19 protein-coding genes are annotated in these 22,970 nt (G+C 53.0%); 8 read left to right on the forward strand and 11 right to left on the reverse strand.

What is annotated here, in order from left to right; translation table 11 throughout:
- Window positions 1-113: 113 nt before the first annotated feature.
- Window positions 114-290 carry a hypothetical protein gene (locus IBX50_RS07725; RefSeq protein WP_292254733.1) on the reverse strand — a complete coding sequence of 59 codons (177 nt, stop codon included), beginning with the start codon at window positions 288-290 and terminating at the stop codon, window positions 114-116.
- Between the two features lie 38 nt (window positions 291-328).
- Here IBX50_RS07725 and IBX50_RS07730 point away from each other — a divergent pair, with 38 nt between their 5' ends.
- The 4 genes from IBX50_RS07730 to IBX50_RS07745 all read left to right on the forward strand — a co-directional run bounded on the left by IBX50_RS07730 (window position 329) and on the right by IBX50_RS07745 (window position 7,340).
- Window positions 329-1,225, forward strand: coding sequence for a hypothetical protein (locus IBX50_RS07730; RefSeq protein WP_292254734.1), 897 nt, complete (start codon window positions 329-331; stop codon window positions 1,223-1,225).
- 274 nt (window positions 1,226-1,499) lie between these two features.
- The gene (locus IBX50_RS07735) at window positions 1,500-2,711 is read left to right on the forward strand and encodes a DEAD/DEAH box helicase (RefSeq protein WP_292254758.1); all 1,212 of its coding nucleotides are present in this window, start codon (window positions 1,500-1,502) and stop codon (window positions 2,709-2,711) included.
- Window positions 2,708-4,855 carry an ATP-dependent DNA helicase DinG gene (dinG, locus tag IBX50_RS07740; protein WP_292254736.1) on the forward strand — a complete coding sequence of 716 codons (2,148 nt, stop codon included), beginning with the start codon at window positions 2,708-2,710 and terminating at the stop codon, window positions 4,853-4,855. Before IBX50_RS07735 ends, dinG begins: the two co-directional genes overlap by 4 nt.
- A 130-nt stretch (window positions 4,856-4,985) precedes the next feature.
- On the forward strand, window positions 4,986-7,340 hold the full coding sequence (locus IBX50_RS07745) for a transporter substrate-binding domain-containing protein (RefSeq protein WP_292254737.1): 2,355 nt from the start codon (window positions 4,986-4,988) through the stop codon (window positions 7,338-7,340).
- 24 nt (window positions 7,341-7,364) lie between these two features.
- Here the strand turns inward: IBX50_RS07745 and IBX50_RS07750 are convergent, their stop codons facing one another.
- Window positions 7,365-7,865 (reverse strand): methyl-accepting chemotaxis protein, encoded by a 501-nt coding sequence (locus IBX50_RS07750; RefSeq protein ID WP_292254739.1) that lies wholly within the window; start codon window positions 7,863-7,865, stop codon window positions 7,365-7,367.
- A 41-nt stretch (window positions 7,866-7,906) separates the two neighbouring features.
- Between IBX50_RS07750 and IBX50_RS07755 the strand changes: the two genes are divergently transcribed.
- Window positions 7,907-8,578: an energy-coupling factor ABC transporter permease gene (locus IBX50_RS07755; RefSeq protein WP_292254740.1), complete on the forward strand. Its 672-nt coding sequence runs from the start codon at window positions 7,907-7,909 to the stop codon at window positions 8,576-8,578.
- On the opposite strand, the gene IBX50_RS07760 is transcribed toward IBX50_RS07755, so the two are convergent.
- From IBX50_RS07760 to IBX50_RS07785, 6 genes are all read right to left on the reverse strand, one after another.
- Window positions 8,575-9,135, reverse strand: coding sequence for a response regulator transcription factor (locus IBX50_RS07760; protein ID WP_366930699.1), 561 nt, complete (start codon window positions 9,133-9,135; stop codon window positions 8,575-8,577). The two genes, IBX50_RS07755 and IBX50_RS07760, sit on opposite strands and share 4 nt — an antisense overlap.
- Window positions 9,135-10,442 (reverse strand): ATP-binding protein, encoded by a 1,308-nt coding sequence (locus tag IBX50_RS07765; RefSeq protein ID WP_292254744.1) that lies wholly within the window; start codon window positions 10,440-10,442, stop codon window positions 9,135-9,137. Before IBX50_RS07765 ends, IBX50_RS07760 begins: the two co-directional genes overlap by 1 nt.
- Window positions 10,443-10,644: 202 nt before the next feature.
- The gene (locus tag IBX50_RS07770; RefSeq protein WP_292254746.1) at window positions 10,645-11,583 is read right to left on the reverse strand and encodes an alpha-E domain-containing protein; all 939 of its coding nucleotides are present in this window, start codon (window positions 11,581-11,583) and stop codon (window positions 10,645-10,647) included.
- Between the two features lie 2 nt (window positions 11,584-11,585).
- Window positions 11,586-13,100 carry a circularly permuted type 2 ATP-grasp protein gene (locus IBX50_RS07775; protein WP_292254747.1) on the reverse strand — a complete coding sequence of 505 codons (1,515 nt, stop codon included), beginning with the start codon at window positions 13,098-13,100 and terminating at the stop codon, window positions 11,586-11,588.
- Between the two features lie 86 nt (window positions 13,101-13,186).
- Window positions 13,187-16,477 carry a DUF2126 domain-containing protein gene (locus IBX50_RS07780; protein WP_292254748.1) on the reverse strand — a complete coding sequence of 1,097 codons (3,291 nt, stop codon included), beginning with the start codon at window positions 16,475-16,477 and terminating at the stop codon, window positions 13,187-13,189.
- 58 nt (window positions 16,478-16,535) lie between these two features.
- Window positions 16,536-17,603: a putative zinc-binding peptidase gene (locus IBX50_RS07785; RefSeq protein ID WP_292254749.1), complete on the reverse strand. Its 1,068-nt coding sequence runs from the start codon at window positions 17,601-17,603 to the stop codon at window positions 16,536-16,538.
- Window positions 17,604-17,693: 90 nt separating this feature from the next.
- On the opposite strand from IBX50_RS07785, the gene IBX50_RS07790 reads away from it, so the two are divergent.
- Genes IBX50_RS07790 through IBX50_RS07800 form a run of 3 tightly spaced genes read left to right on the forward strand, consistent with a single transcriptional unit; the run spans window position 17,694 to window position 22,226 of the window.
- Complete coding sequence (locus IBX50_RS07790; RefSeq protein WP_292254750.1) at window positions 17,694-20,294, forward strand: circularly permuted type 2 ATP-grasp protein; 2,601 nt, start codon at window positions 17,694-17,696, stop codon at window positions 20,292-20,294.
- A gap of 15 nt (window positions 20,295-20,309) precedes the next feature.
- Window positions 20,310-21,206: a transglutaminase family protein gene (locus IBX50_RS07795; protein ID WP_292254751.1), complete on the forward strand. Its 897-nt coding sequence runs from the start codon at window positions 20,310-20,312 to the stop codon at window positions 21,204-21,206.
- 48 nt (window positions 21,207-21,254) lie between these two features.
- Entirely contained in the window at window positions 21,255-22,226 is a 972-nt protein-coding gene (locus IBX50_RS07800; RefSeq protein ID WP_292254752.1) for a glutathione S-transferase family protein, read from the forward strand.
- Between the two features lie 21 nt (window positions 22,227-22,247).
- Here IBX50_RS07800 and IBX50_RS07805 read toward each other — a convergent pair whose 3' ends face one another.
- The 3 genes from IBX50_RS07805 to IBX50_RS07815 form a co-directional block, all read right to left on the reverse strand.
- On the reverse strand, window positions 22,248-22,547 hold the full coding sequence (locus IBX50_RS07805) for a helix-turn-helix domain-containing protein (protein WP_292254754.1): 300 nt from the start codon (window positions 22,545-22,547) through the stop codon (window positions 22,248-22,250).
- Window positions 22,540-22,671, reverse strand: a complete 132-nt coding sequence (locus IBX50_RS07810) for a hypothetical protein (RefSeq protein WP_292254756.1) — start codon at window positions 22,669-22,671, stop codon at window positions 22,540-22,542. Before IBX50_RS07810 ends, IBX50_RS07805 begins: the two co-directional genes overlap by 8 nt.
- Window positions 22,672-22,745: 74 nt before the next feature.
- Window positions 22,746-22,970, reverse strand: a 225-nt coding sequence (locus tag IBX50_RS07815; protein WP_292254757.1) for a hypothetical protein, incomplete at its 5' end; no start/stop codon positions are given.

A 22,970-nucleotide genomic window follows, 5' to 3' on the forward strand; every position in this document is an offset into this window, starting at 1 on the left:
CTAGCTAGATGGCTCGACTCTTGGCAGAATAGCGCCTGCACCCTGTTAATCATCTGGTGGAACCTACATGCCTGATCGTAAAGAGCCTCGTCTGGAAATTGATCCAGTCAAGCCTACAGCTCCATCAGTAGAGCGCCCTGCATCAACTGCAACCGCCAGAGCCAGACCGGAAATGCCCGCTCGACCAACTTCAGCAATCTCACCAGCAAAAGCAAAAGCAACACCAGCACCAGCACCAGCACCAGCACCAGCACACCCGATATCGTCTGAAAGACCAGCTGTTCATGCAAAACCAGAAGCTCCCGCCAAACCAATCAGTGAGACACCTTTGCGTCATCAGCCTGTTGAGCCTGCGTACAGAAGTGAACGGGCAGGCAGCCATGGCAAGCCCGCTGATTCGGGTGGCTCCGGTGGTTCGGGTGGCCATTATCCTGCAAACCTTGAACCAAATGGTTCAGGTTCCGGTGGATCGCATCTGCTGGTGGGGTTTGCCTTACTATTGGCGCTGGCAGGACTGATTTTTGGTGGCTGGCAATACATGCATGTCGACAAACAACAGCAGTCCATACAGGCGCTGGCTGATCGTGTGCAGGAGTTAGAAATCAGGCTCTCAGCGACAGGTCAGAACTTATCTGAGGCAGGCAATACTTTCAGCGAGCAGCTCAAGACAGCCAATGAAAAGCTCAAGTGGGCTGATGATGAAATCAACAAACTCTGGCGTCTTGCAAATAATCAGATACGCCCGAACATTAGAGGGTTACAGGAACAGACAAAGGGGCTGGATGAGCGCCTGAGTCGTGCTGAGCGTCAATCCACTGAAGTGGCAAACCTGGCTCGCAGCGCCAATGACAAAGCAACGGAAGCTGCTCGCAACCTGCAACTTCAGACGGAAGTGATCAAAAAAGACCTTGCCGCGGTGGGGCAACGCCTAACAGAAGTGACACTGGCGACCAGCACGCTGGATCAGCGTCTGCGCAATCAGGAGACCAGCACACGGGATCAGCACCTGCGCAATCAGGATCAGAGCAGCAAAGTGACCACCCTGACGCAAAAAGTGGAGCAACTGGAACAGCGTGTTTCCAGAAGCAGCATCACGCCGGAGCTACAGAAGAAGATGGCAGAACAGGAAGAAATTCTGGCCTCGCTGGAAGCCAGCCGCAGCCAACTGGTCAGTCGTGTGACCCGTTTGATGGAGGATGTGCAGGTGTTACAACAGGCGCGTTAGGACGCTGCAATAAAACTTGGTATCATAGCCCGCTGAAATGGAAACTGATTAACTTTTCAATCAATCTTGAGGTCGTGTTTTGACAAATTCGCCTGCTGCATCGTCCCGATCCAGAAACGCTCCTACCAAACGTCGCCGCCGCAGAAACAGCGGTAGTAACCGCTCTGCATCAGCTCCGGCTGCTGCACCTCAGGCCACTGCAACACCGGCTGGCCAGCAGCCGTTGACTGTTGCATCTATTCAGCAACAACGGCGTGAAAAAGCCGCAGCAGCCATGGGTGACTGGACACTGGATCAGCATCCGGTGGACGTGGTGGAGGGTAAGGTACGTTTTCAGGATTTTGATCTACCTTTACCCTTGCAGCGCTCCATCAGTGAGCAGGGTTTCAGCTACTGCACACCCATTCAGTCTCAGTCCTTGCTTTACACCCTGCATGGGGTGGATCTGATTGGCAAGGCACAAACCGGCACAGGTAAAACCGCCGCGTTTCTAATTGCCATCCTCACTTACCTGATGGAAGAAGAAGTACCGGAAGGTCAGAAGGTGGGTGCACCTCGTGCTTTGATTCTGGCACCCACTCGTGAGCTGGTGCTTCAGATCTGCAAGGATGCTGAAGAGTTGATGCGTTACACCCCCTTCAAGCTGTTGTCGGTGGTGGGTGGTATGGATTACATGAAGCAGCGGGATCAGCTGCGTGGTGAACCCATCGACCTGCTGGTGGCCACTCCCGGCCGTCTGCTGGATTTCCACAGCAAACGGGATGTGGATCTGCGTGAAGTGGAGGTGTTGGTGCTGGATGAAGCCGACCGGATGCTGGACATGGGTTTTATCCCGGACGTGAAGCGTATCATCCGTGCCACTCCGCCTAAAGAAAAGCGTCAGACCATGCTTTTTTCTGCCACTTTCACTCAGGATATTCTGAGTCTGGCCAGTCAGTGGACACTTAACCCGCAGCGGGTTGAAATTGCCACCAAAATCCAGGCGTCAGACAACATCACTCAGCATGCCTTTCTGGTGCCAGACAGTGACAAGATTCGCCTGCTCACCAAGCTGATTCAGCACTGGGGACTAACCAAAGTAATGGTGTTCTCCAATCGTCGGGATTCTACCCGCCGCGTGTATGAGACCCTGAAAAGATCAGGCATTAATGTTGATATGTTGTCTGGTGAAGTGGAGCAGAAAAAACGCATTGCCACACTGGAAAACTTCCGTGCTGGTCGTACCGAAGTGTTGATTGCTACTGATGTGGCTGGTCGTGGTATCCATATTGATGATGTCAGCCATGTTATCAACTTCAACCTGCCGGAAGACCCTCAGGATTACGTACACCGTATTGGCCGCACGGGTCGTGCTGGTGCGCTGGGCACTTCCATCAGTTTTATCGGTGAAGAAGATGCTTTTGCCCTGCCAGCGATTGAAGCGCTGACCAAAACCAAATTGCCTTGTGTATATCCACCGGATGAGCTGCTGCAAAACAACGCATGAACCCGGAATGGCAGGCACAGATCCAGCAGGCGTATCGAGACTTTCTGACCGGTCGGGAAGTCCGTGCACGCAAGGGTCAGGCGCACATGATTGCCGATATTGCCAAAAGCTTTGCGGCGATTGAGGAAAACGAAGAAGGACGCCGCAAAAGCCAGCAGCACCTGCTGGCGATTGAAGCCGGTACCGGTACAGGTAAAACCCTGGCTTACCTGCTGGCAACCCTGCCGGTGGCTCAGGCGCGTAACAAGCGCCTGATTATTTCTACCGCCACCATTGCGTTGCAGGAACAGCTCTTGCTGCGTGATCTGCCGGATCTGAAAAAACACACCTCGCTGGAGTTTAACTATGCTCTAGCCAAAGGCCGTGGACGTTATGTTTGTACCGCTCAGTTGATCAAAGCCATGGGTGATCAACCCACTGCCGATGATGATTCCACGCTGGATCTGTTCCAGGCCGAACTAATGCAACAAAGCAGCGGCACGGATGCCGGTCGCATTCAGCAACTGGCAGCAGACTTTTCTGCTGGAAGTTGGAACGGTGACCGGGACAGTTTAAAAGAACCCCTGGTCAACGGCATCTGGGATCGCCTGACTACCGATCATCAGCGTTGCACCAACCGTCGCTGCCCTCACTTTAATGGTGCCTGTGCCTTTTTTAATGCCCGCCGAGAGCTGGAACAAGCCGATATTATTGTTGCCAACCATGATCTGGTGCTGGCGGATCTGGCTCTGGGTGGTGGTGTGATTCTGCCCGCACCCGATCAGACCTATTATGTGTTTGATGAAGCCCACCATCTGCCGGATAAAGCCATCAACCACTTTGCCGCCAGCTTCCGTTTTAACACCTCATTAAGCTGGTTACGCCTGTTGCGTAAATCTCAGCCGGATCTGCTGAAATCACTGGGTGCCAGCCCCACCGCTGCTCGTTTGCTGGATCAACTGGCCGTGCCCTTGAGTCATCTGGAGCAGGATCTGGGAGTGCTCTATGGTCAGCTGCATGAAATGGGGCGCTTTACTGCCGAGGGCGGGCAGGAGGTTTTCCGCTGGGAACAGGGGTTGTTGCCGGAAGGTTTGTTGCAGTTTTCTGAACAGCTGGTGTTGCACTTTGCGACGATGAGTCGATTGCTGGAAGGTCTGGTTAATCTACTCAAAGAAGCTCAGGACCCGGAAAAAACCTCAACCCTGGATGCAAATCTGGCCGCTGAGTGGCAACCGATGCTGGCACTGTTGCATGCCCGTGCGCTGGCCGCGCATCAGCTCTGGAGTCTGTGTGCCCAGAAAGATCCTGCTGGCAAACCACCATTGGCTCGCTGGATGACTCGCCACCGCTTGCACGAGGGGGATGAAGAGCTGGAGGTTTCGGCCAGCCCGGTCACGGCTGCCGGGGATCTGGCTTATCGTCTCTGGTCACGCTGTTTTGGTGCCACCCTGACTTCCGCCACCCTTACTGCGCTGGGCAAGTTTGATCGTCTGCGGCAACGCTGCGGGCTGGATACAGATACGCTCTGTAAAAGTTATGCCAGCCCGTTTGATTATGCTCGTCTCGGGGTGCTGGAAGTGCCACGTCAGGCTTGTGACCCCTCGCAGGCGCAACAGCATACCGATGCCATCATTGATTACATGCAGGAGCATCTGGATCACCCCGCTGCCGCAGTGCTGGTGTTGTTCAGTTCACGCAGGCAGATGAATGAAGTTTATGACGGTTTACCCAGTCAATTAAAACGGGTGACTCTGACTCAGGATGCCTTGTCCAAAAACCGCCTGATCGAAAAACACCGGCAACGTATTGATGACAACAAACCTGCCATTATTTTTGGTTTAGCATCCCTGGCAGAAGGTATTGATCTACCAGGCAAATACCTGACCCATGTGGTGATTGTACGCCTGCCTTTTTCGACTCCCGATGACCCAGTGGAAGCCGCTTTGGCGGAGTGGATTGAATCGACTGGTGGTAACGCCTTTATGCAGATCAGTGTGCCGGACGCCAGCATCCGACTGGTGCAGGCTTGTGGGCGTTTAATCCGTACCGAGCAGGATGAAGGGCGTGTAACCCTGCTGGATCAGCGAATTCTGACCAAGCGTTATGGCGCACAGCTACTGAACAGCCTGCCACCCTTTCGCAGAGAATTCAGTCGCTTAGGCTGAATTTATCAACGGAACATTCAATTTTGTAACATCGGGTAACGCTTTATGTTTAAATGGCTTTAAATCAGCCACGGATTTGATTTATGCTTGGCTTATCTTCAGTTCCATAAACGAGTGAGTCACCAAGGATATGACCATCCGATACCCCTTGTTTCACTTTGTCCGATCCCTGTTGCTGGTGCTGCTTTTGTTACTGGCGGGTTCGTTTGCCCATGCTTCGGAGAAAATCATCATTCAACTGAAATGGTTACACCAGTTTCAGTTTGCCGGTTATTACGCTGCACTGGATCAGGGTTTTTTTGCTGCTGAAGGTTTGGATGTGGAGCTGCGCGAAAAGGATATGTCACGCAGTAATATTGAGCAGGTGTTGATGGGTGAGGCTCAATACAGCATTGCCGACTCCATTCTCTTACAGCACCACGCCAATGGTCGAGATGTGGTGCTGGTGGCACCGATTCTGCAACACTCACCCAATGTGCTGATGACACTACGCTCTACAGGCATTCGCAGTTCAAGAGATCTAGTCGGTCGGCGGCTGGCTTTTTATGATAACGACACCAATGGTATTGCCATTCTGGCAATGCTGGCGGAGCAAGGTGTGTTGAAAGATGGACTGCAGCGGCTACCCTGGACGGATCGGTTGGAAAAACTCATATCTGGCGACATAGAAGCAGTAGCCGCTTACAGCACCAATGAACCTTTTCGGCTGCGTGAGATGGGTTATCAGGTCGATGTGATAGATCCAAAACACTACGGCATGGATTTTTACGGAGATATTTTTTTCACCAGCGCAACTGAGGCACGGGACAACCCACAGCGGGTGGATGCCATGCGCCGCGCGGTGATACGTGGCTGGCATTATGCTCTGGATCACAAAGAGGAAATGGTGGATCTGATACTGCGTGACTATAATACCCAGCAAAAATCCCGTGAAGCCCTGCTGAGTGAAGCTTATGGATTGGAGCAATTGATTTCCCGACACACCATTGAGCTGGGCAAGCTGGATGAAGGGCGTGTGCAATTTATGCTGGAACAACTGGCAAAACACCAGATAGTTGTTCCAAGTGGGCGAGATGTAGATGCACTGGTTTTTGCAACACGCCGTACTTATGACCTGAATCTGACACAGGAAGAAGAAGCCTTTCTGCAGCAGTTGCCAGCATTAAAAGTGGGTGTAGATAATAACTGGCCGCCCTTTGAGTTCCTTGATTCCGGTAACCAAAGCCTGCAGGGTATCAGCAGGGATTATCTGCTGCTTTTATCCGAGCGGCTGGGTGTGGAGTTTGATATTCAGCATCACTCAGGCTGGGCAGAAGTCATGGAAGATGCTCGTCAGGGCAAGCTGGATTTATTGTCTGCTGCATCTCCCACACCGGATCGTCGTAGCTATCTCAACTTCACTCAATCTTATGTGCGCTCACCCATGGTGATAGTCACGGATAGGGATGTGGACTTTATTGCCAGCATGGATCAGCTGCAAGGTAAAAAGGTTGCCGTGGTGAAAGATTATGCCTCTCATGAAATACTGCAGAACAACTTTCCGCTGTTGCAGCTGAAATTTAAACAATCAGCATTGCAGGGTTTGCGGGCAGTAGCCTCCGGTGAGGTTGATGCATTTGTTGATAATCTAGCGGTGGCCAGTTATCTGATTCGATCAGAAGGTCTGGCAAACCTGAAGGTTTCCGGGCAGACCCCTTATTCTTTTGATCTGGCGCTGGGGTTGCGTAATGACTCCCCTTTGTTGTTATCGGTGATGGAAAAAGCGCTGGCCAGCATCAGTCAGCAAGAACATGCTGAAATTTATGATCGCTGGGTCAGAGTGCCCATGCCTGAAGGATTTCCCTGGGCACGGGTATTGCCGGTAATGCTGGGATTGCTGTTGTTATTATTGTTGCTGGGTTTGTACACCCTGCATTTGGCGCAGCTGAATCTGCGAATCCGGAGTTTTAACGAACGCCTGCAGGATGCAGAAAAACAGCTGCTGGAAAAAAATGCCCAGCTTGAGCAGTTATCCATTACCGACAAGTTAACCGGCATTTACAACCGCCATCACCTGGATAAGGTGTTGCTGGAGCAGCTGGCGCTTTCAAAACGCCACCAGCGACCACTGGCTGTTGTGCTGTTTGATCTGGACTACTTCAAGGAACTGAATGACAACCACGGGCATCAGATGGGCGATCGGGTCTTGCAGGATTTTGCTGAGCTGGTTAAAAATTCAGTGCGAGTTTCTGATGTGTTTGGTCGCTGGGGTGGTGAGGAGTTTTTATTAATCTGCCCGGAAGCCACGCTGCAACAGGCAATAGGTGTGGCTGATAAAATTCGTAGCAAGCTGGAACAGCATGAGTTTGAAGGGGGTGTCCGACAGCGGGTCAGCGCTGGGGTAATGGTCTTGTCCGAAGGTATGACCGTGGATCAACTCCTCTCTGCGGTGGACAAACAGTTGTACATCGCCAAGGAATCCGGTCGTAATCAAGTGGTGGGATGAGTGCCTTCCCTGGCACTGATGGTATCAAGTGCGGAACTGACTGACCTGATGATTCAGGGTTTCAGCCAAGGAAGCGAGGTCTTCACTGGCCTGGGTGGTATGGGTTGCACCATCAGCCGTTTGAGCTGAAAGATCGTTAATGTTCACCACATTACGATTGATTTCATCAGCAACAGCTGCCTGTTGTTCTGCCGCGCTGGCAATCTGAAGATTCATATCTGCAATACGATGAATGGCTTCTGCAACCTGATCCAGTGATATGGAGGTCTCTTTTGCATGGTGAACAGTTGTAGCGGCTTGGGAGCGACTGTTGGCCATGGCACGGTAAGAGTCTTCTGCTTCTGTAACCAGACGATCTATCATACTGCGGATCTGTACGGTACTTTCCTGCGTGCGGGCTGCCAGATTACGTACTTCATCTGCCACCACGGCAAATCCTCGACCATGCTCACCGGCTATTGTTTTTATGTAAAACTGGCGGCGAATTATGCGGTGAACTGTACCAACACTCCAGCTGAATACCATGATAAAATGTAACTTATTGTTTTCTTATACAAGAGGTGGGCATGAGTTTTTCTTCAAGCCTGAATCCAGGGATATTGGGTTGGCTGGCGTGGATTATTTATCTGGGTTTTCTGCTGCCGGCGCTCTGGCAGGTGCCCTGGTCGATTCTGTTACGGGAAAAAGGCTTGCAGCACCTGTTTTTGGGCAGTGTAGTGCTGGTGACTTTTTTATGGCAGTTAAGGGCAGGCATCACTCCAGCTGTTTCTATTCATCTGCTGCTGGCAACCACTCTGACCCTGATGTTTTATTGGCCGATGGCATTACTAGCGACTAGTATTGCCTTGCTGGGTGTGACACTGACCGGTAAAGCCAGCTGGGATATGTTTGGTTTAAATGCGCTGGTGGCTTGTGTGCTGCCGGTGTTTATCAGTCACTGGGTCTGGCGCTGGGTGGAACAAAAGCTACCCGCCAATTTTTTTATTTTTGTGCTGATCGCCGGTGGTGTGGGAGCGATGCTGGCGACCCTTTCATCTGGTCTGGCGGTGATTGGCATCAGCTGGTTTTATGCCACACCCTATGTATTCAGCCACCTCTCCAGTGATTATTTTTTGTTTTTACCCCTGACACTACCACCGGAGTCCGTGGTGAATGGCATGATCATCACTGGACTGGTCGCTTATTTGCCCGATTGGGTGCGGGCGTTTGATCCAAAAAAATACCTTGATGAGTCTTAACGCCTGACAGGGCGTTTCTGTAGTTTGCGTTGCAGTGTGCGGCGGTGCATACCCAGCGCTCTGGCGGTTGCCGAGATATTACCATCGTGTTCACGTAACACTTTCTGAATGTGCTCCCAGGTGAGCCGGTTGACCGACATGGGTTGTTCAGCAACGGGTACATCCGGATCACCTTCCTGCTTTTGAAAAGCAGCTAGAATCTCATCCGCATCGGCTGGTTTGCACAGGTAGTTAACCGCACCCAGTTTAATGGCTTCTACTGCGGTGGCAATGCTGGAATAACCGGTCAGCACTACAATTTTTGACTGGGGTGAAGATTCCACCAGCTGTGGCAGAAGATTCAGTCCGGAGCTGCCTTCCAGCTTCAGATCCAGGGTGATGTAATCCGGCTCAAACTCCTGAGCCTTGATGAGTGCTTGGTTCTCATCAGTGGCCTGAGTCACTTCGTAGCCTCGCTTGCTGAATGCCCGCTGCAGCACCTGACCAAATACTTCATCGTCATCAACAATCAAAATCCGCAGTTGCTCATCCTGTTGTTCTTCAACACTCATGGCGATTATTTCTCCTGACTGGTGGATTTCAGTGATGGGGATAACACCGGAACCCTGACTTCAGTCAAGGTTCCGCCCTGACTATGATTATACAGACGCACGGTTCCGCCGAGGCGGTTTATCGTCGCATGGGTCAGAAACAGCCCCAAACCCAGCCCTTTACTTTTGGTGGAAATAAAGGTTTGACCCAGGCGTTCGGCAATATCCATTGGAATGCCTTTGCCCTGATCATGAATTTCTATTTGTGCTTCCTGGCGGTTCCAGTCGAGTGAAACCATGACCGGTTCACGGCTGGCATCAGCAGCATTGTTTAACAGGTTGATCAAGGCCTGCTGCAGGGTAATGTCATCAGGAATCCAGGGTTCATTCTTGTGTTCATCCGGCCAGTGAATACAGTAACGTACATCCGGGCGCAGTACTTCCCAGTGCTCCAGTACCGCTTTAAAAAAGGTTTTGATGGGTTTGCTTTCCGGATTCAGCAGGCGACTGCGGTCGGCATTACTGACCAGTGATTGCAGGGTCACCTTGCAGGTGTCCACCTGACGCCGCAATAAGGCAAGATCTGCTGCCAGCGCGGGGTTATCCGTGTGCTCGTTGGATAGCTCTTTTAACATCACCGCCATGGTGGACAGGGGTGTGCCCAGCTCATGTGCTGTGCCCGCGGCTTGAGTCGCCACGGCCATGATCTGTTCATCACGCAGGGCGCGTTCGCGGGTATTGGACAGGTCAGCATCCCGTTTACGCAGGGATTGCGCCATCTTGAATACAAACACCGTAATCAGACTGGTGCTGAGCACAAAGTTGGCCCACATGCCCAGCAGATGCAGGTTAAAACGGCTGTCGTGTTCCATTTGGGTTAGCTGCGGTACTGGGTGATGAAAGATCATCAGCAAGGGATAAGCCAACAGAATATAACCGGCAATGATCCAGGTGAAACGCCAGGGCAGGGTGGCAGCAGAAATGGTGAGGGGCACCAGAAAATAGGAAATAAAAGGATTGTTGGCACCGCCGGTGAAATAAAACAGCAGACTTAAACCCACCACATCCGCCAGCAGGTGCAGCAGGTATTCCCGGTCCACCACGGGACGTGGCCAGCTCAACCGCCACCAGGTCAACAAATTGATCAGTGCCATGCTCATGATCACGGAAAATACCGCGACCACATTCAGCTGGAAGTTGACCACCTCCAAACCAAAAATGATTCCGCCAAGAAAACCAGTCCAGGTGATGCCCCGCACCAGTGTCAGGCGCATCAGGTTGCGGCCTGGGGTGGATAATGGAAGTGGTTGGGGTGGATTAGGTTCGTGCAACATCTTGCTCCCTGGAGTTGAACGCAGAGTGTACGGCAAAATGGGATTGGAAAAAATATTGACCTGCATCAGCTACAGATCAATCGAGCTTAATTCTGCTTGCAAAATTCGCTGCTTCACTGAACTGAAAAGACGCATCAACTCTTCTTCTAAAATCCGACCTTTTCAGGTCGGGCTTTAGAAGGTAGCCAGTCAAGCAGATCAGTTAATCAGTGGCACCAAAATAGTTTTCGGCGATGGCTCCATGTACTTGGTTAAAGCCAATTTGTAGTTCGTCCACAAACAGGTGCAGTTGTTCCGGTTCTGCAGCCAGGCTTTCCACGTCGGCGGCGATGAGTAGTTTCACCAGGTCGTCTACTACTTGTTGTACCCGATCATGGCGTGGCAGGGCTTCCAGTACGTCCACCATTTCACGCAGGTTGCAGGCTACAGCACGGGGGAAGGCTTTGTCCTGCAACAAAAAGCGCAGTACATCCGGGCCTTTCACTCGCAGCCGTACTTGCTGGCGGTACATCTGGTAACCGGTCAGGGATTTTAAAACACTCATCCACTGCAAGTTTTCAAAGGGTGTCAGTTCTTCCGGTGAGCGTGGCAGCAGGTTGGCCGAGCGCACGTCGATGATGCGGGTGGTCATGTCTGCCCGTTCCAGCTGACGACCCAGAAACAGGAAGGTACGCACTTGGGTGTAGCTGAGTGATCCTTCAATCAGGCCGTTTACCGTCTGGCAGCTGCGGATGACCCGCTTTAAAAAAGCATCACGATTACGCGAGTTGATGCCTGCCTGCACTTGCCGGTCGGTATCCAGGTACAGCTGGTTGATTTCTTCCCAGATTTCGCGCGGCATGATATCCCGTGTGGTGCGCAGGTTTTCACGGGCACCGGCCAGGGATGAAATGATGGAACCGGCATAACGCCGATCACCACACAAGAAATGGAGTACGCTGGCTTCATTACGCTGTTCGTAATGTTCATCAAACAGTTCTTCACAGCCGGTGATGGTCACCAGTGAATCCCAGCCCAGATTGGTCGCGCGTGGGAAGTCCAGCAGCAGGTGGGTGTTCACACTGATCAGGCGTGCGGTGTCTTCGGCACGTTCCAGATAACGCGCCAGCCAGTAAATGTTTTCAGCTACACGGGATAACATAATTAAGCCCCCTTCCCTGACTGAGACTGAGATTGTGACTGCTGCCCAGTTGCAGCACCGGTTTCGGGTGTATCAATATCCATGATCCAGGTGTCTTTACTGCCACCACCCTGGGAGGAGTTGACCACCAGTGAGCCTTTGGTCAGAGCCACGCGGGTTAAACCCCCGGTGGTGACATAGGTTTGTTCACCGGACAGGATAAAAGGCCGTAAATCAACATGGCGGGATTCCACCACACCATCACACAGGGTTGGGGTAGTCGATAAAGACAAGGTAGGTTGTGCCATGTAATTACGTGGATCGGCCTTGATAAGTTCGGCAAATTTCTTTTGTTCTGCCCTGGTGGAGTGTAGTCCCACCAACATGCCATAACCACCGGATTCATTAGCTGGTTTAACCACCATTTTATCAAGGTTATCCAGCACATAACGCCGATCGTCATCCCTCATACACAGGTAGCTGGGCACGTTGGGCAGCAGGGGTTCCTGATCCAGATAATACTTGATGATCTCCGGTACAAAAGCGTACACCACCTTGTCATCCGCCACCCCGGCACCCGGTGCATTCACCAGTGCCACCTTGCCTTTACGCCAGGCACGCATCAACCCGGCCACACCCAAAGTAGAGTCCGGATTAAAAGCTTCGGGATCAAGGAACAAGTCATCAATACGGCGATAAATCACATCAACCTGTTTTAAGCCATCCACCATGCGCATGTACACACAGTCATCATCCCCGACCAGCAGATCCGTGCCTTCCACCAGTTCCACACCCATCTGCTGAGCCAGATAAGAATGTTCAAAATAGGCGGAGTTATAAATGCCGGGGGTCATCACCACGATCTGTGGGTCATCACCGGGGCGGGGGGACATGGAGGCCAGCATGTCGTACAGCTGTGAGCAGTAGTCATCGACTGGCTGAATGCGTCCGGTAGCAAAAAGTTCCGGCAGGATGCGTTTGGTGACGTTGCGGTTTTCCAGCATGTAAGACACACCGGAAGGTACACGTAAATTGTCTTCCAACACATAGAGGGTGCCATCATTGTCACGCACCAGATCAGAACCGCAGATGTGTGCCCAGATCTGATGTGGTGGGTTGATGCCTACACACTGAGGACGGAAGTTCTGTGATTGTGCCAATACTTCTGCAGGCAACACCCCGTCCTTAACAATTTTCTGATCATGGTAAAGATCATTAATAAACAGATTCAGTGCCTGCACCCGCTGTTTTAATCCTGCTTCGGTGCGTTGCCATTCGGGCAGTGGAATGATGCGCGGCACAATATCAAACGGCCAGGCGCGGTCGATCATGCTGCCTTCGGAATACACGGTGAAGGTTATACCCATCACCTGAATGGCTACTTCGGCAGCCTGTTTGTGTTCTTTTAGTTCACGGGCATCCAGCTGAGCCAGATATTCACAGAGCATTTTTGCCGCGGGGTGCGGTACTCCGGGCGCGGCCATCAACTCATCATAAAAGCCATTAAAGGCGTAGTTGTTCCAGTCTATTTTGCTCATCAGCTCACGTCCCCTTCGCCTTCACATTCATCTGACTACTTTGTTTAAACCAGGCTCCTGTGTCCCGGTTCGTTTGTTATTCGTATTTAAACCTTACTTTGATGGTTCCAGCGCAAATCCAGTGTGCAGGGGTATTCCCGATTGGGTTCTTCTGCCTGCAGTTGCATCTTGCCCTGGGTGTGTCCTTGCGCCCAAAAACGTGCCAAACGTCGGGCTTCGGCCTCATTAGCATTCACCGGGAAGTGTTCATAGTTGCGCCCGGCAGGGTGAGATACATGATAGGTACAACCGCCGAGTGAGCGCTGGTTCCAGGTATCCACCAGATCAAACACCAGCGGTGCATGAACCGGAATCATTGGATGTAAAGCTGAGGGTGGTTGCCAGGCACGATAACGCACACCGGCCACTGCCTCACCATGCACACCTGTGGGTTGCAGCGGTAAAATACGCCCGTTGCAGGTGACCTGATGACGCTCAGGGTTATAACCACTGACTCGCAGCTGTACCCGCTCTACCGAGGAATCCACATAACGGGCGGTACCCCCGCCACTGACTTCTTCACCCAGCACATGCCAGGGTTCCAGCGCCTGACGTAACTCCAGCTGGACATTGTCGTAAGTCACCCGGCCATAACAGGGGAAACGAAATTCCAGGAAAGGTGCAAACCAGTCCGGTTGAAAATCAAAACCGTGTTCACGCAGATCAACCAATACATCGGTCAGATCCGCCCAGAGGTAATGCGGCAGCATCCAGCGATCATGCAACTGGGTGCCCCAGCGCACCAGAGGCTTGCGGTAAGGATCAGCCGCAAATCGTGCCACCAGTGCCCGAATCAGCAGTTGTTGCATCAGGCTCATACGGGCATGGGGCGGCATTTCAAAACCGCGCAATTCCAGCAAACCCAGCCTGCCGGTGGGGGTATCCGGTGAATAAAGTTTGTCGATACAAAACTCAGCCCGGTGGGTGTTGCCGGTGATGTCGGTCAGCAGGTTGCGCAACAGGCGATCCACCAGCCAGGGTTGTGTTACTTCACCGACCGGCATCTGCTGCAGGGCAATTTCCAGTTCATACAGGGCTTCATGGCGGGCTTCATCCACCCGTGGTGCCTGACTGGTTGGTCCCATAAACAGGCCAACAAACAGATAAGACAAGCTGGGGTGATGCTGCCAGTAGGTCAGCATACTGGCCAGCAAATCCGGGCGACGCAGGAAAGGAGAATCCGCTGGGGTTTCACCACCCAGGGTGATGTGATTGCCACCACCGGTGCCAGTATGGCGGCCATCCAGCATAAATTTTTCGGTACCCAGACGTGCCAGTCGGGCTTCTTCGTACAGAATTTCGGTATTGCGCACCAGATCCGACCAGTGACGCGCTGGCATGATGTTCACTTCAATCACCCCGGGATCGGGGGTGATCATGAATTTTTCCAGCCGTGGATCTGAAGGTGGTGCATAACCTTCAATACACACCGGCAGTTTCAGTTCTACCGCCGTTTGCTCAATACTGGCCAGCAGTTGCAGGTAGTCTTCTAAATCTGCTACCGGCGGTAAAAAGACAAACAACTTGCCTTCTCTGGGTTCAACACACAGCGCGGTATGAATCACTGGTGCATCCGGCAGATCCAGTTGCTGGGGTGCCAGCGGCTGGGCAGGTTCCGGGTGCCAGGCCATGTAACGACTGGCGACTTCACCATGCACATCCGGTAAAGGCGGTTTGATCTCAAACAAGGATGAGGGCTGATGTGGCTCTTCTCCGGCACGGGGCAAGGCCGATAACGGCAAGCGCAAACCCATTGGGGAATCACCAGGCAGCAGGTAGAGGTTTTCACGTTTTACCGGCCAGGCACCGGATTGCCAGGCATTTTTACGCAGGTTGCGGGTTAACGGCAGGGTAAAACCGGTGATCTGATCAAGCCCGCGCTCTAACAAACGTGCCAGTCGGGTGCGGTTTTCATCGTCCTTCAGGTCTTCCCCTTCCAGCTCGATATCCACCGGCTGCTGACGCTCCAACCATAAATAGTGGTAAGCATCTTCATAACAGGGGATCAACCAGCGTTTGCTGACACCCAGCCGAGTGGTTAACTCTTCGGCAAATGCCCGTGCCTTGGTTGCATCCACACCATAATCTGTATTGATGTCCGCCAGCCAGCGTTCATCCTGCCAGACCGGTTTGCCATCCTTGCGCCAGTAACAGGCCAGTGCCCAGCGCGGCAGACTTTCACCGGGATACCATTTGCCCTGCTGGTAATGCAACAGGCTGCCGGGCGCAAAATGCGGGCGCAGCTGTTTCAGCAACACTTCGGCCAGGCGGCGTTTGTTTGGTCCCTGTGCAGCAATGGTCCATTCCGGTGCATCCATATCATCTATGGAAACAAAGGTAGGCTCACCACCCATGGTCAGGCGTAAATCCTGTGCCTCCAGCTGTTGATCCACCTGTTCACCGAGCACCAGCACCTGTTGCCAGGCCTCTTCGGTAAAAGGCTGGGTTACACGTGGTTCTTCGTGAATGCGAGTCAGAGTCATGTCAAAGTGAAAAGTCACCTTACAGGGATCACTGAAACCAGAAATGGGTGCCGCACTGGAGGGTTCCGGCGTGGCTGCCAACGGCAGATGGCCTTCACCGGCAAACAGGCCAGATGTTGGATCGAGCCCCACCCAACCGGCACCAGGAATAAATACCTCGGTCCAGGCATGAAGATCGGTGAAGTCCACTTCGGTGCCGGAGGGGCCATCCAGAGCTTTAACATCCGGGGTCAGCTGAATCAGGTAACCGGATACAAAACGAGCCGCCAATCCCAGATGCCGGAAAATCTGCACCAGCAACCAGGCGGAATCCCGACAGGAGCCCAGGCGTTTTTGCAGGGTTTCTTCTGCGGTTTGTACCCCCTCTTCCATGCGGACTGTGTAAGCAATATCCTGCTGAACTCTCTGGTTGATACTGACCAGAAAATTCACTACAGCCAGCGGATCTTTTGATACCCCTTTGAGCCACTCCATCAGCAGCGGGCCGGATTCAGTCACTTCCAGATAAGGGGTCAGATCCTTGCGGATGGCTTCCGGGTAGGTGAACGGGAACTGCTCGGCATAGTCTTCCACAAAAAAATCGAAGGGATTGATGACAGTCATGGGTGCCACCAGCTCCACTTCGACCTGCAAGCTGAGTTGTTTTTCCGGGAACACCAGGCGCGCCAGATGATTACCAAAAGGATCCTGCTGCCAGTTGATGAAGTATTCACCCCCGGTGACTTTTAATGAATAACTATCCACCGGCGTGCGACAGTGAGGTGCCGGACGCAGTCGGATCAGGTGAGGGGAGAGTTGAACGGCCTTGTCAAAGTCGTAACGGGTGGTATGTTTCAGAGCAACACGAATGGTCATAGTGATGGAGCCCGTCGGTTTAAGGTGTACAAGTAACTTTATACAATCAAAGCAATCCTCATGCCACGATCACCTGATGCACCAATCGCAACTTGTTAATTGCAGCAGGAGCCAACACAAAGGGGTAAACATCCTCGTGCCCCATACTGCGGTTAAGGTTGTTTAATGCCGCCGTCAGCGGCAGCCAGGCATCAATCAGCAGGTCAAAATCCACTACCAGATAAGGATTGACCCGCTGTACAAACGCCAGCTGCTGGGCACCGGGCAAGGGCGGCTGGCTGCTGAGGCCAAAGTGCCATGCGGTTTCCAGTGTATCCAGCAGGTGCAGATAATGTGCCCAGGTTTCTGCCCAGTCTTCCCAGGGATGCATACTGGCGTAAGCACTAACATAAAACTGCTGCCAGTTGGGCGTGGGGCCAGCATCGTAATAAAACTTCAGCGCCGCTTCATAATCTCGGCGTTCATCCCCAAAGGCATCACGAAACAAATTCAGCCATGGGGTGTTGTTGATTAACCGATCCCAGTAATAGTGCCCGGATTCGTGCCTGAAGTGCCCCAATAAGGTGCGATAGGGTTCAACCATCAAATGCCGCATTTTCTCGCGCCGTACCGGATCAGCCTCAGCAATGTTCATAGTGATCAAGCCTTCCGAGTGCCCGGTCAGAACACGTCCGGTTTCGCTGAAAGTGGGTTCAACATCTGCCAGAAAATCAAACTCCAGTCCGGTCGGGTCTCTGGATCTTGGAGCCAAGGGCAACCCGAATTGCAGCAGACTATAAATCAGGCGGCGCTTCTGGGCTTCCAGGCGATGCCAGAAGCCATGATTGTCCGGTTGGGTCAGATCAGGAATAGTATGATTTAGGCGACAAGCCAGGCAGAAGTCTTCTGTATCAGTGGCTGGCAGCATCCAGTTGCAAACACCCTGCAGGGCAAAGTTGCTGCATTGATGATATAGAGGTGCCGTAGCGTCAGAACCGGATATTTGCCAGAGGTGTTCACCCACGGGGTGAAATGCACGCATTTCCAGCTGATCCGGTACAAAACCCAGCAGGGAGCCACAAGCGGTACAGTGGGTGTTCTCAAAATAAACCAGTTGCCCACAACAACTGCAGGAAAACAGCTTCATCCTTTTTGCTCCCGGTAGCACTCTCCTCTTGTAGAGAGTGCCGATAATTAGTGACAATAGCAGCTTAACCTCACCAAGAATATACATCTCATGCTGAATTTCTCTGCCTACAGTGAAGAGTTGCGCGAACTGCTCGGCAGTTATGCTGCGCCTTCCGGTTATGATGAACTAGCCAGTGCTGATGGCAATTTTCGTGCCCACTGGCAGCCGCTATTGGAAGAATTGTCCGAACTGGGAGTCGATGGTCTGACCAGCCGTGCCGAGGAAGCCCAGAACCTGTTGCATGAGAATGGTGTGACCTTCAACGTCTACGAAGACGATGCCGGTAAACTCCGTTCCTGGCAGTTAGACCCCCTGCCCTACGTAATCAGCACCCAGGACTGGGAAGTTCTGGAGCAGGGGCTGATTCAGCGCAGCCGCCTGCTGGAGGCACTGGTGGAAGATCTTTACGGTGAACGCCGGGTGATTCGTGAAGGCATTTTGCCGCCGGAACTGGTGTACACCCATTCGGCCTGGCTGTTTGCGGCGGCAGATAACCAGAGCCGACCGGAACGCCCGCTGCTGATTTTTCACGGCATGGATGTGATCCGTGATCAGCAGGGTGAATGGCGGGTATTGGCTGACTGGACTCAGGCGCCTTCCGGTGCCGGTTATGCATTGGAAAACCGTATTCTGCTGGCTCGTGCTATATCCACCCTTTACCGGGATGCACCCTTACGGCGACTGGCGGGATTCCTGCAAGCTCAGCACCGCTGCTTGGCACAACTGGCACAACACCGGCGCGAAGAACCCAATATTGTGCTGTTAACACCCGGCCCCGGCAGCCCCGGTTATTTTGAACATGCCTGGCTGGCCAACTACATGAACTTCTCCCTGGTGGAAGGTGGCGATCTGGTGGTGCGGGATGGGCAGGTGTCCATGCGTACCCTCGGTGGTTTAAAAGCCGTGGATGTGATTGTGCGCCAAATCACCGACCCCTGGTGTGATCCACTGGAATTGCGTGCTGACTCTCTGCTGGGGGTACCCGGTCTGATGCAGGCTGCTCGCCGTGGCGAAGTGGAAATTGCCAATGCTCTGGGTGTAGGTATTCTTGAACACCCCGCACTGGCCTGTTTTTTACCCCGCTTGAGTGAGTTTCTGCTGGGAGAGCCCCTGCTGCTAAAAGGCCGTGAAACCCTCTGGTGTGGTGAGCCAGAACATCTGGAAAAACTGCTGCAACTGCCGGAAGACTGGCAGCTGCGAGACATCAGTGATCCCGGGCGCATTATTGAGCCATCCAGACAAACCGTCAGCCAGCGGGAACAACAGCAACAGGCGATGTTGCACTCACCCCATCTTTATGTCGGACAGCAACCGATTCAGGCCTCATCTTCGCCCAGCTTTAACAGCAAGGATCGAGCCTTAACACCTCAACCGGTAAACCTGCGTTTTTTCAGTCTGGCAGATCCTGGTGAAATGAAAAAACCGTTAGCGGAACGCCAACACCGAATTATGCCCGGTGGACTGGCCTGGGTCGCTGAACCCGGTACCCCAGTGATGGAAAGCACGCTGGTAAAAGATATCTGGGTACTGGCACCCGTCACCCAGCCCCATATTAGCCTGCTGCGTCAGGCACATGGACCGATTCTGGTCACCCGTGATGGCAAGGATCTACCCAGCCGTGTAGCCGACAGCCTGTTCTGGACGGGGCGCTATGGAGAACGGCTGGATAACCGTACCCGCCTGCTGCGCGAAGCGCTGGGCAACCTGCTGGAAGATGGGCAATTACCGCTGGAAGATACCCTGCTGCCGGATCTGTTCACGGCGCTGGAAATCACCCTGCCGGATTTTGATTCCGAAGAAGAAACTCCCGCGCTGATCAAAGCACGCAAGATGAACACCCGTGCCGGTCGGCAGTTTATCCTGCTGCGCGAAAAACTGCTGGAGCTGTTTGCAGAGCACACCAGTGACGGCCTGCCCTGGTTATTCAGCCACTTTTTGCGCAACAGCCGCGCTGTGCGAGATCATCTGGGTGATGATGCCTGGCGCACCCTCAACAGCCTGCGGCAGAAATTTAACGACCTGCCCCACACTCAGGGTGCCAGCGGTGGGCGGCGTAATCTCGAAGAACTGGTTACTTATCTGGCCGCCTTTTTTGGGCTTTGCAACGAAACCATGCCCCACCATTACGGCTGGCGTTTTATGGACATCGGACGTTTTATCGAACGCCTGATCACCAGCCTTGAACTGTTAAAACTGGCGTTGATCACTGCCGAAAAACCGGGCATCCCCCTGTGGGAAGTGGTACTGGCCACCACCGATAACCTGACTGTTTACCGCCGCCGTTACCGCTCACAACTGCATCCGGCAGCCATTCTGGATCTGTTGCTGTTTGATGAAACCAACCCTCGCTCGGTCGGTTACATGCTGAAGCGCCTGGGTCGTCAGATCGAACGTCTGCCGCAGCCCAACAGCACCCCGTTCCGCAGCCTCGAAACCCGACTGGTCATTCAGGCCACCAGCCAGCTGCATCTGGTGGATCTGGACAGCCTGATCGATCTGGAACGCTCGGCAGAAGCAAAACAGGCACTGGAAGACTTACTGAATCAGCTACTGGAACCGCTCAGCCAGCTCTCCGATGCCATCTCCAACAGTCACTTCAGTCACGCAGAAACGCCGCGCCAGCTGATCACCATGCAAACCAGCGTGTAATTTGGAAAACGGAACATGAAATATCTGCTGCGCCATACCACACGCTACGATTACAGCAACAGTGTTACCCTCAGTCATAATGAAGCTCGTTTGCTGCTGCGAGACCTGCCCTGGCAGAAGTGTGAAAACACTCGACTGATGATTGACCCGCAACCCCTGCGCCAGCACGAACGCCGGGATTTTTTTGGTAATCGAGTGGTGTATTTTGCCATTCAGGATATCCACGACAGTCTGGAAGTGACGGTGGAAAGCCAAGTCACCACCCAACCTCGCCCGCAGCCGGATGCAGGCATGATCACCAGCTGGGAGACGGTAGCTGAACAACTGACACCCGGCAGCCATCACCATAATCCGGTGACCGAAGCCGCCTGTCTGGAAGCTCGACTCTTCACACTGGATTCGCCGTTTATCCCCCGCCAGCCGGAACTGGCCGACTTTGCACTGGAAAGCTTCACACCCGGTCGCCCGATGATTGAAGCCCTGTTGCACCTGAATAATCGTATCTTCAGTGAATTTAAATACGACCCGGAATTCAGCACCCTTGCCACACCCGTGCTGGATGTACTGCACAACCGCAAAGGGGTTTGTCAGGATTTTGCTCATCTGGCTATAGGTGCACTGCGCTCCATTGGACTGGCAGCCCGCTACGTCAGCGGCTATCTTGAAACTCTACCACCACCCGGCGTGGAAAAACTGCTGGGTGCCGATGCCAGCCATGCTTGGCTAGGTGTCTTCATTCCCGGATGGGGCTGGATGGAAATTGACCCCACCAACGGCAGCACCCCCAGCGAGCGGTATCTAACCCTCGGCTGGGGACGAGATTATGCCGATGTCACCCCGCTGAAAGGTGTGATGAATGGTGGTGGCGCCCATGAACTGCATGTGGCAGTGGATGTTTTGCCCGTTTCCTGAACCTGGAAATATTTTTGCTAATACAGAGCAGCAGCAAAGGAGAGACCAATGGGCTTGCTTGTAGAAGGTCAATGGCATGACCAGTGGTACGACACAGACGAAACTGGTGGTCGTTTTGAGCGATCCGAAAGCCAGTTCCGTAACTGGGTGACTGCGGATGGTTCAGCCGGAAGCACCGGCAAAGCTGGATTCAAGGCCGAGGCTGGTCGTTATCATCTTTACGTGTCACTGGCTTGCCCCTGGGCACACCGCACGCTGATTTTCCGTCGCCTGAAAGGGCTGGAAAAAATGATTGATCTGTCGGTGGTGCACTGGTTTATGGGTGAACACGGCTGGACGTTCCAGCAAGGCCCCGGTGTAGTGGCTGATCCACTGTTTAATGCCGAATACATGCACCAGATTTATACCCAGGCTGATCCAGTATATTCCGGCCGTGTAACCGTACCAGTACTCTGGGACAAACAACAAAAGACTATCGTCAGCAACGAATCCGCTGACATCATTCGTATGTTCAATTCAGCCTTTGATGCTATTGGTGCCCTTGAAGGGGATTTTTACCCGCAGGCATTACACAGCGAAATTGAAACAGTAAATGCCAGGGTGTATGACGAGATCAACAACGGTGTGTACAAGGCTGGTTTTGCCACCACCCAACAAGCTTATGAAGAAGCCCTGCAACCCTTGTTCGAGGCACTGGACTGGGTGGATAAACGCTTAAGCCAGCAGCGTTATTTGTGTGGTGGCGCCCTGACCGAAGCCGACTGGCGACTGTTCACCACTCTGATCCGTTTTGATGCCGTGTATGTTGGGCACTTTAAATGTAACCTGCGCCGCATTGTTGATTACCCTCACCTGCAGGGTTACCTGAAAGAGCTGTACCAGCAACCCGGCGTCCGCGAAACCGTGGATTTTCAGCATATCAAAGGCCACTACTACCAGAGCCACGACATGATCAACCCCACCCGTGTCGTGCCAACCGGACCCCTGCTGGATCTAGACAGCCCCCACGGGCGGGGTTGATTTCCCCGTAATAACCGTAGGTTAACCTCTCAGTCCAAGGTCTTCCCGGATAACCTCTGGATGGCGGAAAGCAATTTCGATGAGTGCCTTTGCAGCCCCCGAGGGTTTACGTCGACCCTGCTCCCATTCCTGCAGAGTGCGCGGAGAAATATGCAGCACCTCAGCAAACTCCTTCTGAGTCAGGCCAGTTTTACCGCGTGCCTCTGCCACCTCATTAGGCTCCACACGACTGACACGTGCAACTTTTCCAGCTTTCATTTCTTTGATGGATTGGAGCAGCTTGTTACCAAGCTCCTCAGCACTCAGAGTCTCGTTACTCATTTTCCAATACCTCACGAATCGACTTCAGGATATGCGCGGGTATGTTATCCATGACGGCTTTTTTGTAGATCACCAATAACCAGATCTCACCATTTTCCAGTCTAGTGAAGTAAATGACTCTCACCCCACCACGCTTCCCTGCCCCCGCTACCGACCAACGAACCTTTCTACACCCGCCGCTACCAGGAATGGGGTTGCCTATTTCCGGGTTAGCTGCCAGCCAGGCAAAGAAGGCGCTTCGCTCTTCTTCGCACCAGATTTTTCTTGCGTCAGCTTCAAATGTAGGGGTTTCAATGATGGTAAGCATGACTTCAAGTATACGTCATTGACGGACTTTTGCAAGGTGGCGGTAGTTTTCAAATCAGTAGCCATTTTAGCGAACTCGGGATCGGTGATATTGCTATTCACTACAAAGCAATCCTT

This window comes from Marinospirillum sp., from assembly GCF_014859565.1.

Coding starts and splice junctions, on each gene's coding strand:
- IBX50_RS07780 (WP_292254748.1), bottom strand. CDS start 16,477: ATGACCATTCGTGTTGCTCTGAAACATACCACCCGTTACGACTTTGAC.
- IBX50_RS07755 (WP_292254740.1), top strand. CDS start 7,907: ATGAGTTTTTCTTCAAGCCTGAATCCAGGGATATTGGGTTGGCTGGCG.
- IBX50_RS07805 (WP_292254754.1), bottom strand. CDS start 22,547: ATGAGTAACGAGACTCTGAGTGCTGAGGAGCTTGGTAACAAGCTGCTC.
- IBX50_RS07775 (WP_292254747.1), bottom strand. CDS start 13,100: ATGAGCAAAATAGACTGGAACAACTACGCCTTTAATGGCTTTTATGAT.
- IBX50_RS07765 (WP_292254744.1), bottom strand. CDS start 10,442: ATGTTGCACGAACCTAATCCACCCCAACCACTTCCATTATCCACCCCA.
- IBX50_RS07770 (WP_292254746.1), bottom strand. CDS start 11,583: ATGTTATCCCGTGTAGCTGAAAACATTTACTGGCTGGCGCGTTATCTG.
- IBX50_RS07785 (WP_292254749.1), bottom strand. CDS start 17,603: ATGAAGCTGTTTTCCTGCAGTTGTTGTGGGCAACTGGTTTATTTTGAG.
- IBX50_RS07800 (WP_292254752.1), top strand. CDS start 21,255: ATGGGCTTGCTTGTAGAAGGTCAATGGCATGACCAGTGGTACGACACA.
- IBX50_RS07795 (WP_292254751.1), top strand. CDS start 20,310: ATGAAATATCTGCTGCGCCATACCACACGCTACGATTACAGCAACAGT.
- IBX50_RS07790 (WP_292254750.1), top strand. CDS start 17,694: ATGCTGAATTTCTCTGCCTACAGTGAAGAGTTGCGCGAACTGCTCGGC.
- IBX50_RS07750 (WP_292254739.1), bottom strand. CDS start 7,865: ATGGTATTCAGCTGGAGTGTTGGTACAGTTCACCGCATAATTCGCCGC.
- IBX50_RS07745 (WP_292254737.1), top strand. CDS start 4,986: ATGACCATCCGATACCCCTTGTTTCACTTTGTCCGATCCCTGTTGCTG.
- dinG (WP_292254736.1), top strand. CDS start 2,708: ATGAACCCGGAATGGCAGGCACAGATCCAGCAGGCGTATCGAGACTTT.
- IBX50_RS07735 (WP_292254758.1), top strand. CDS start 1,500: ATGGGTGACTGGACACTGGATCAGCATCCGGTGGACGTGGTGGAGGGT.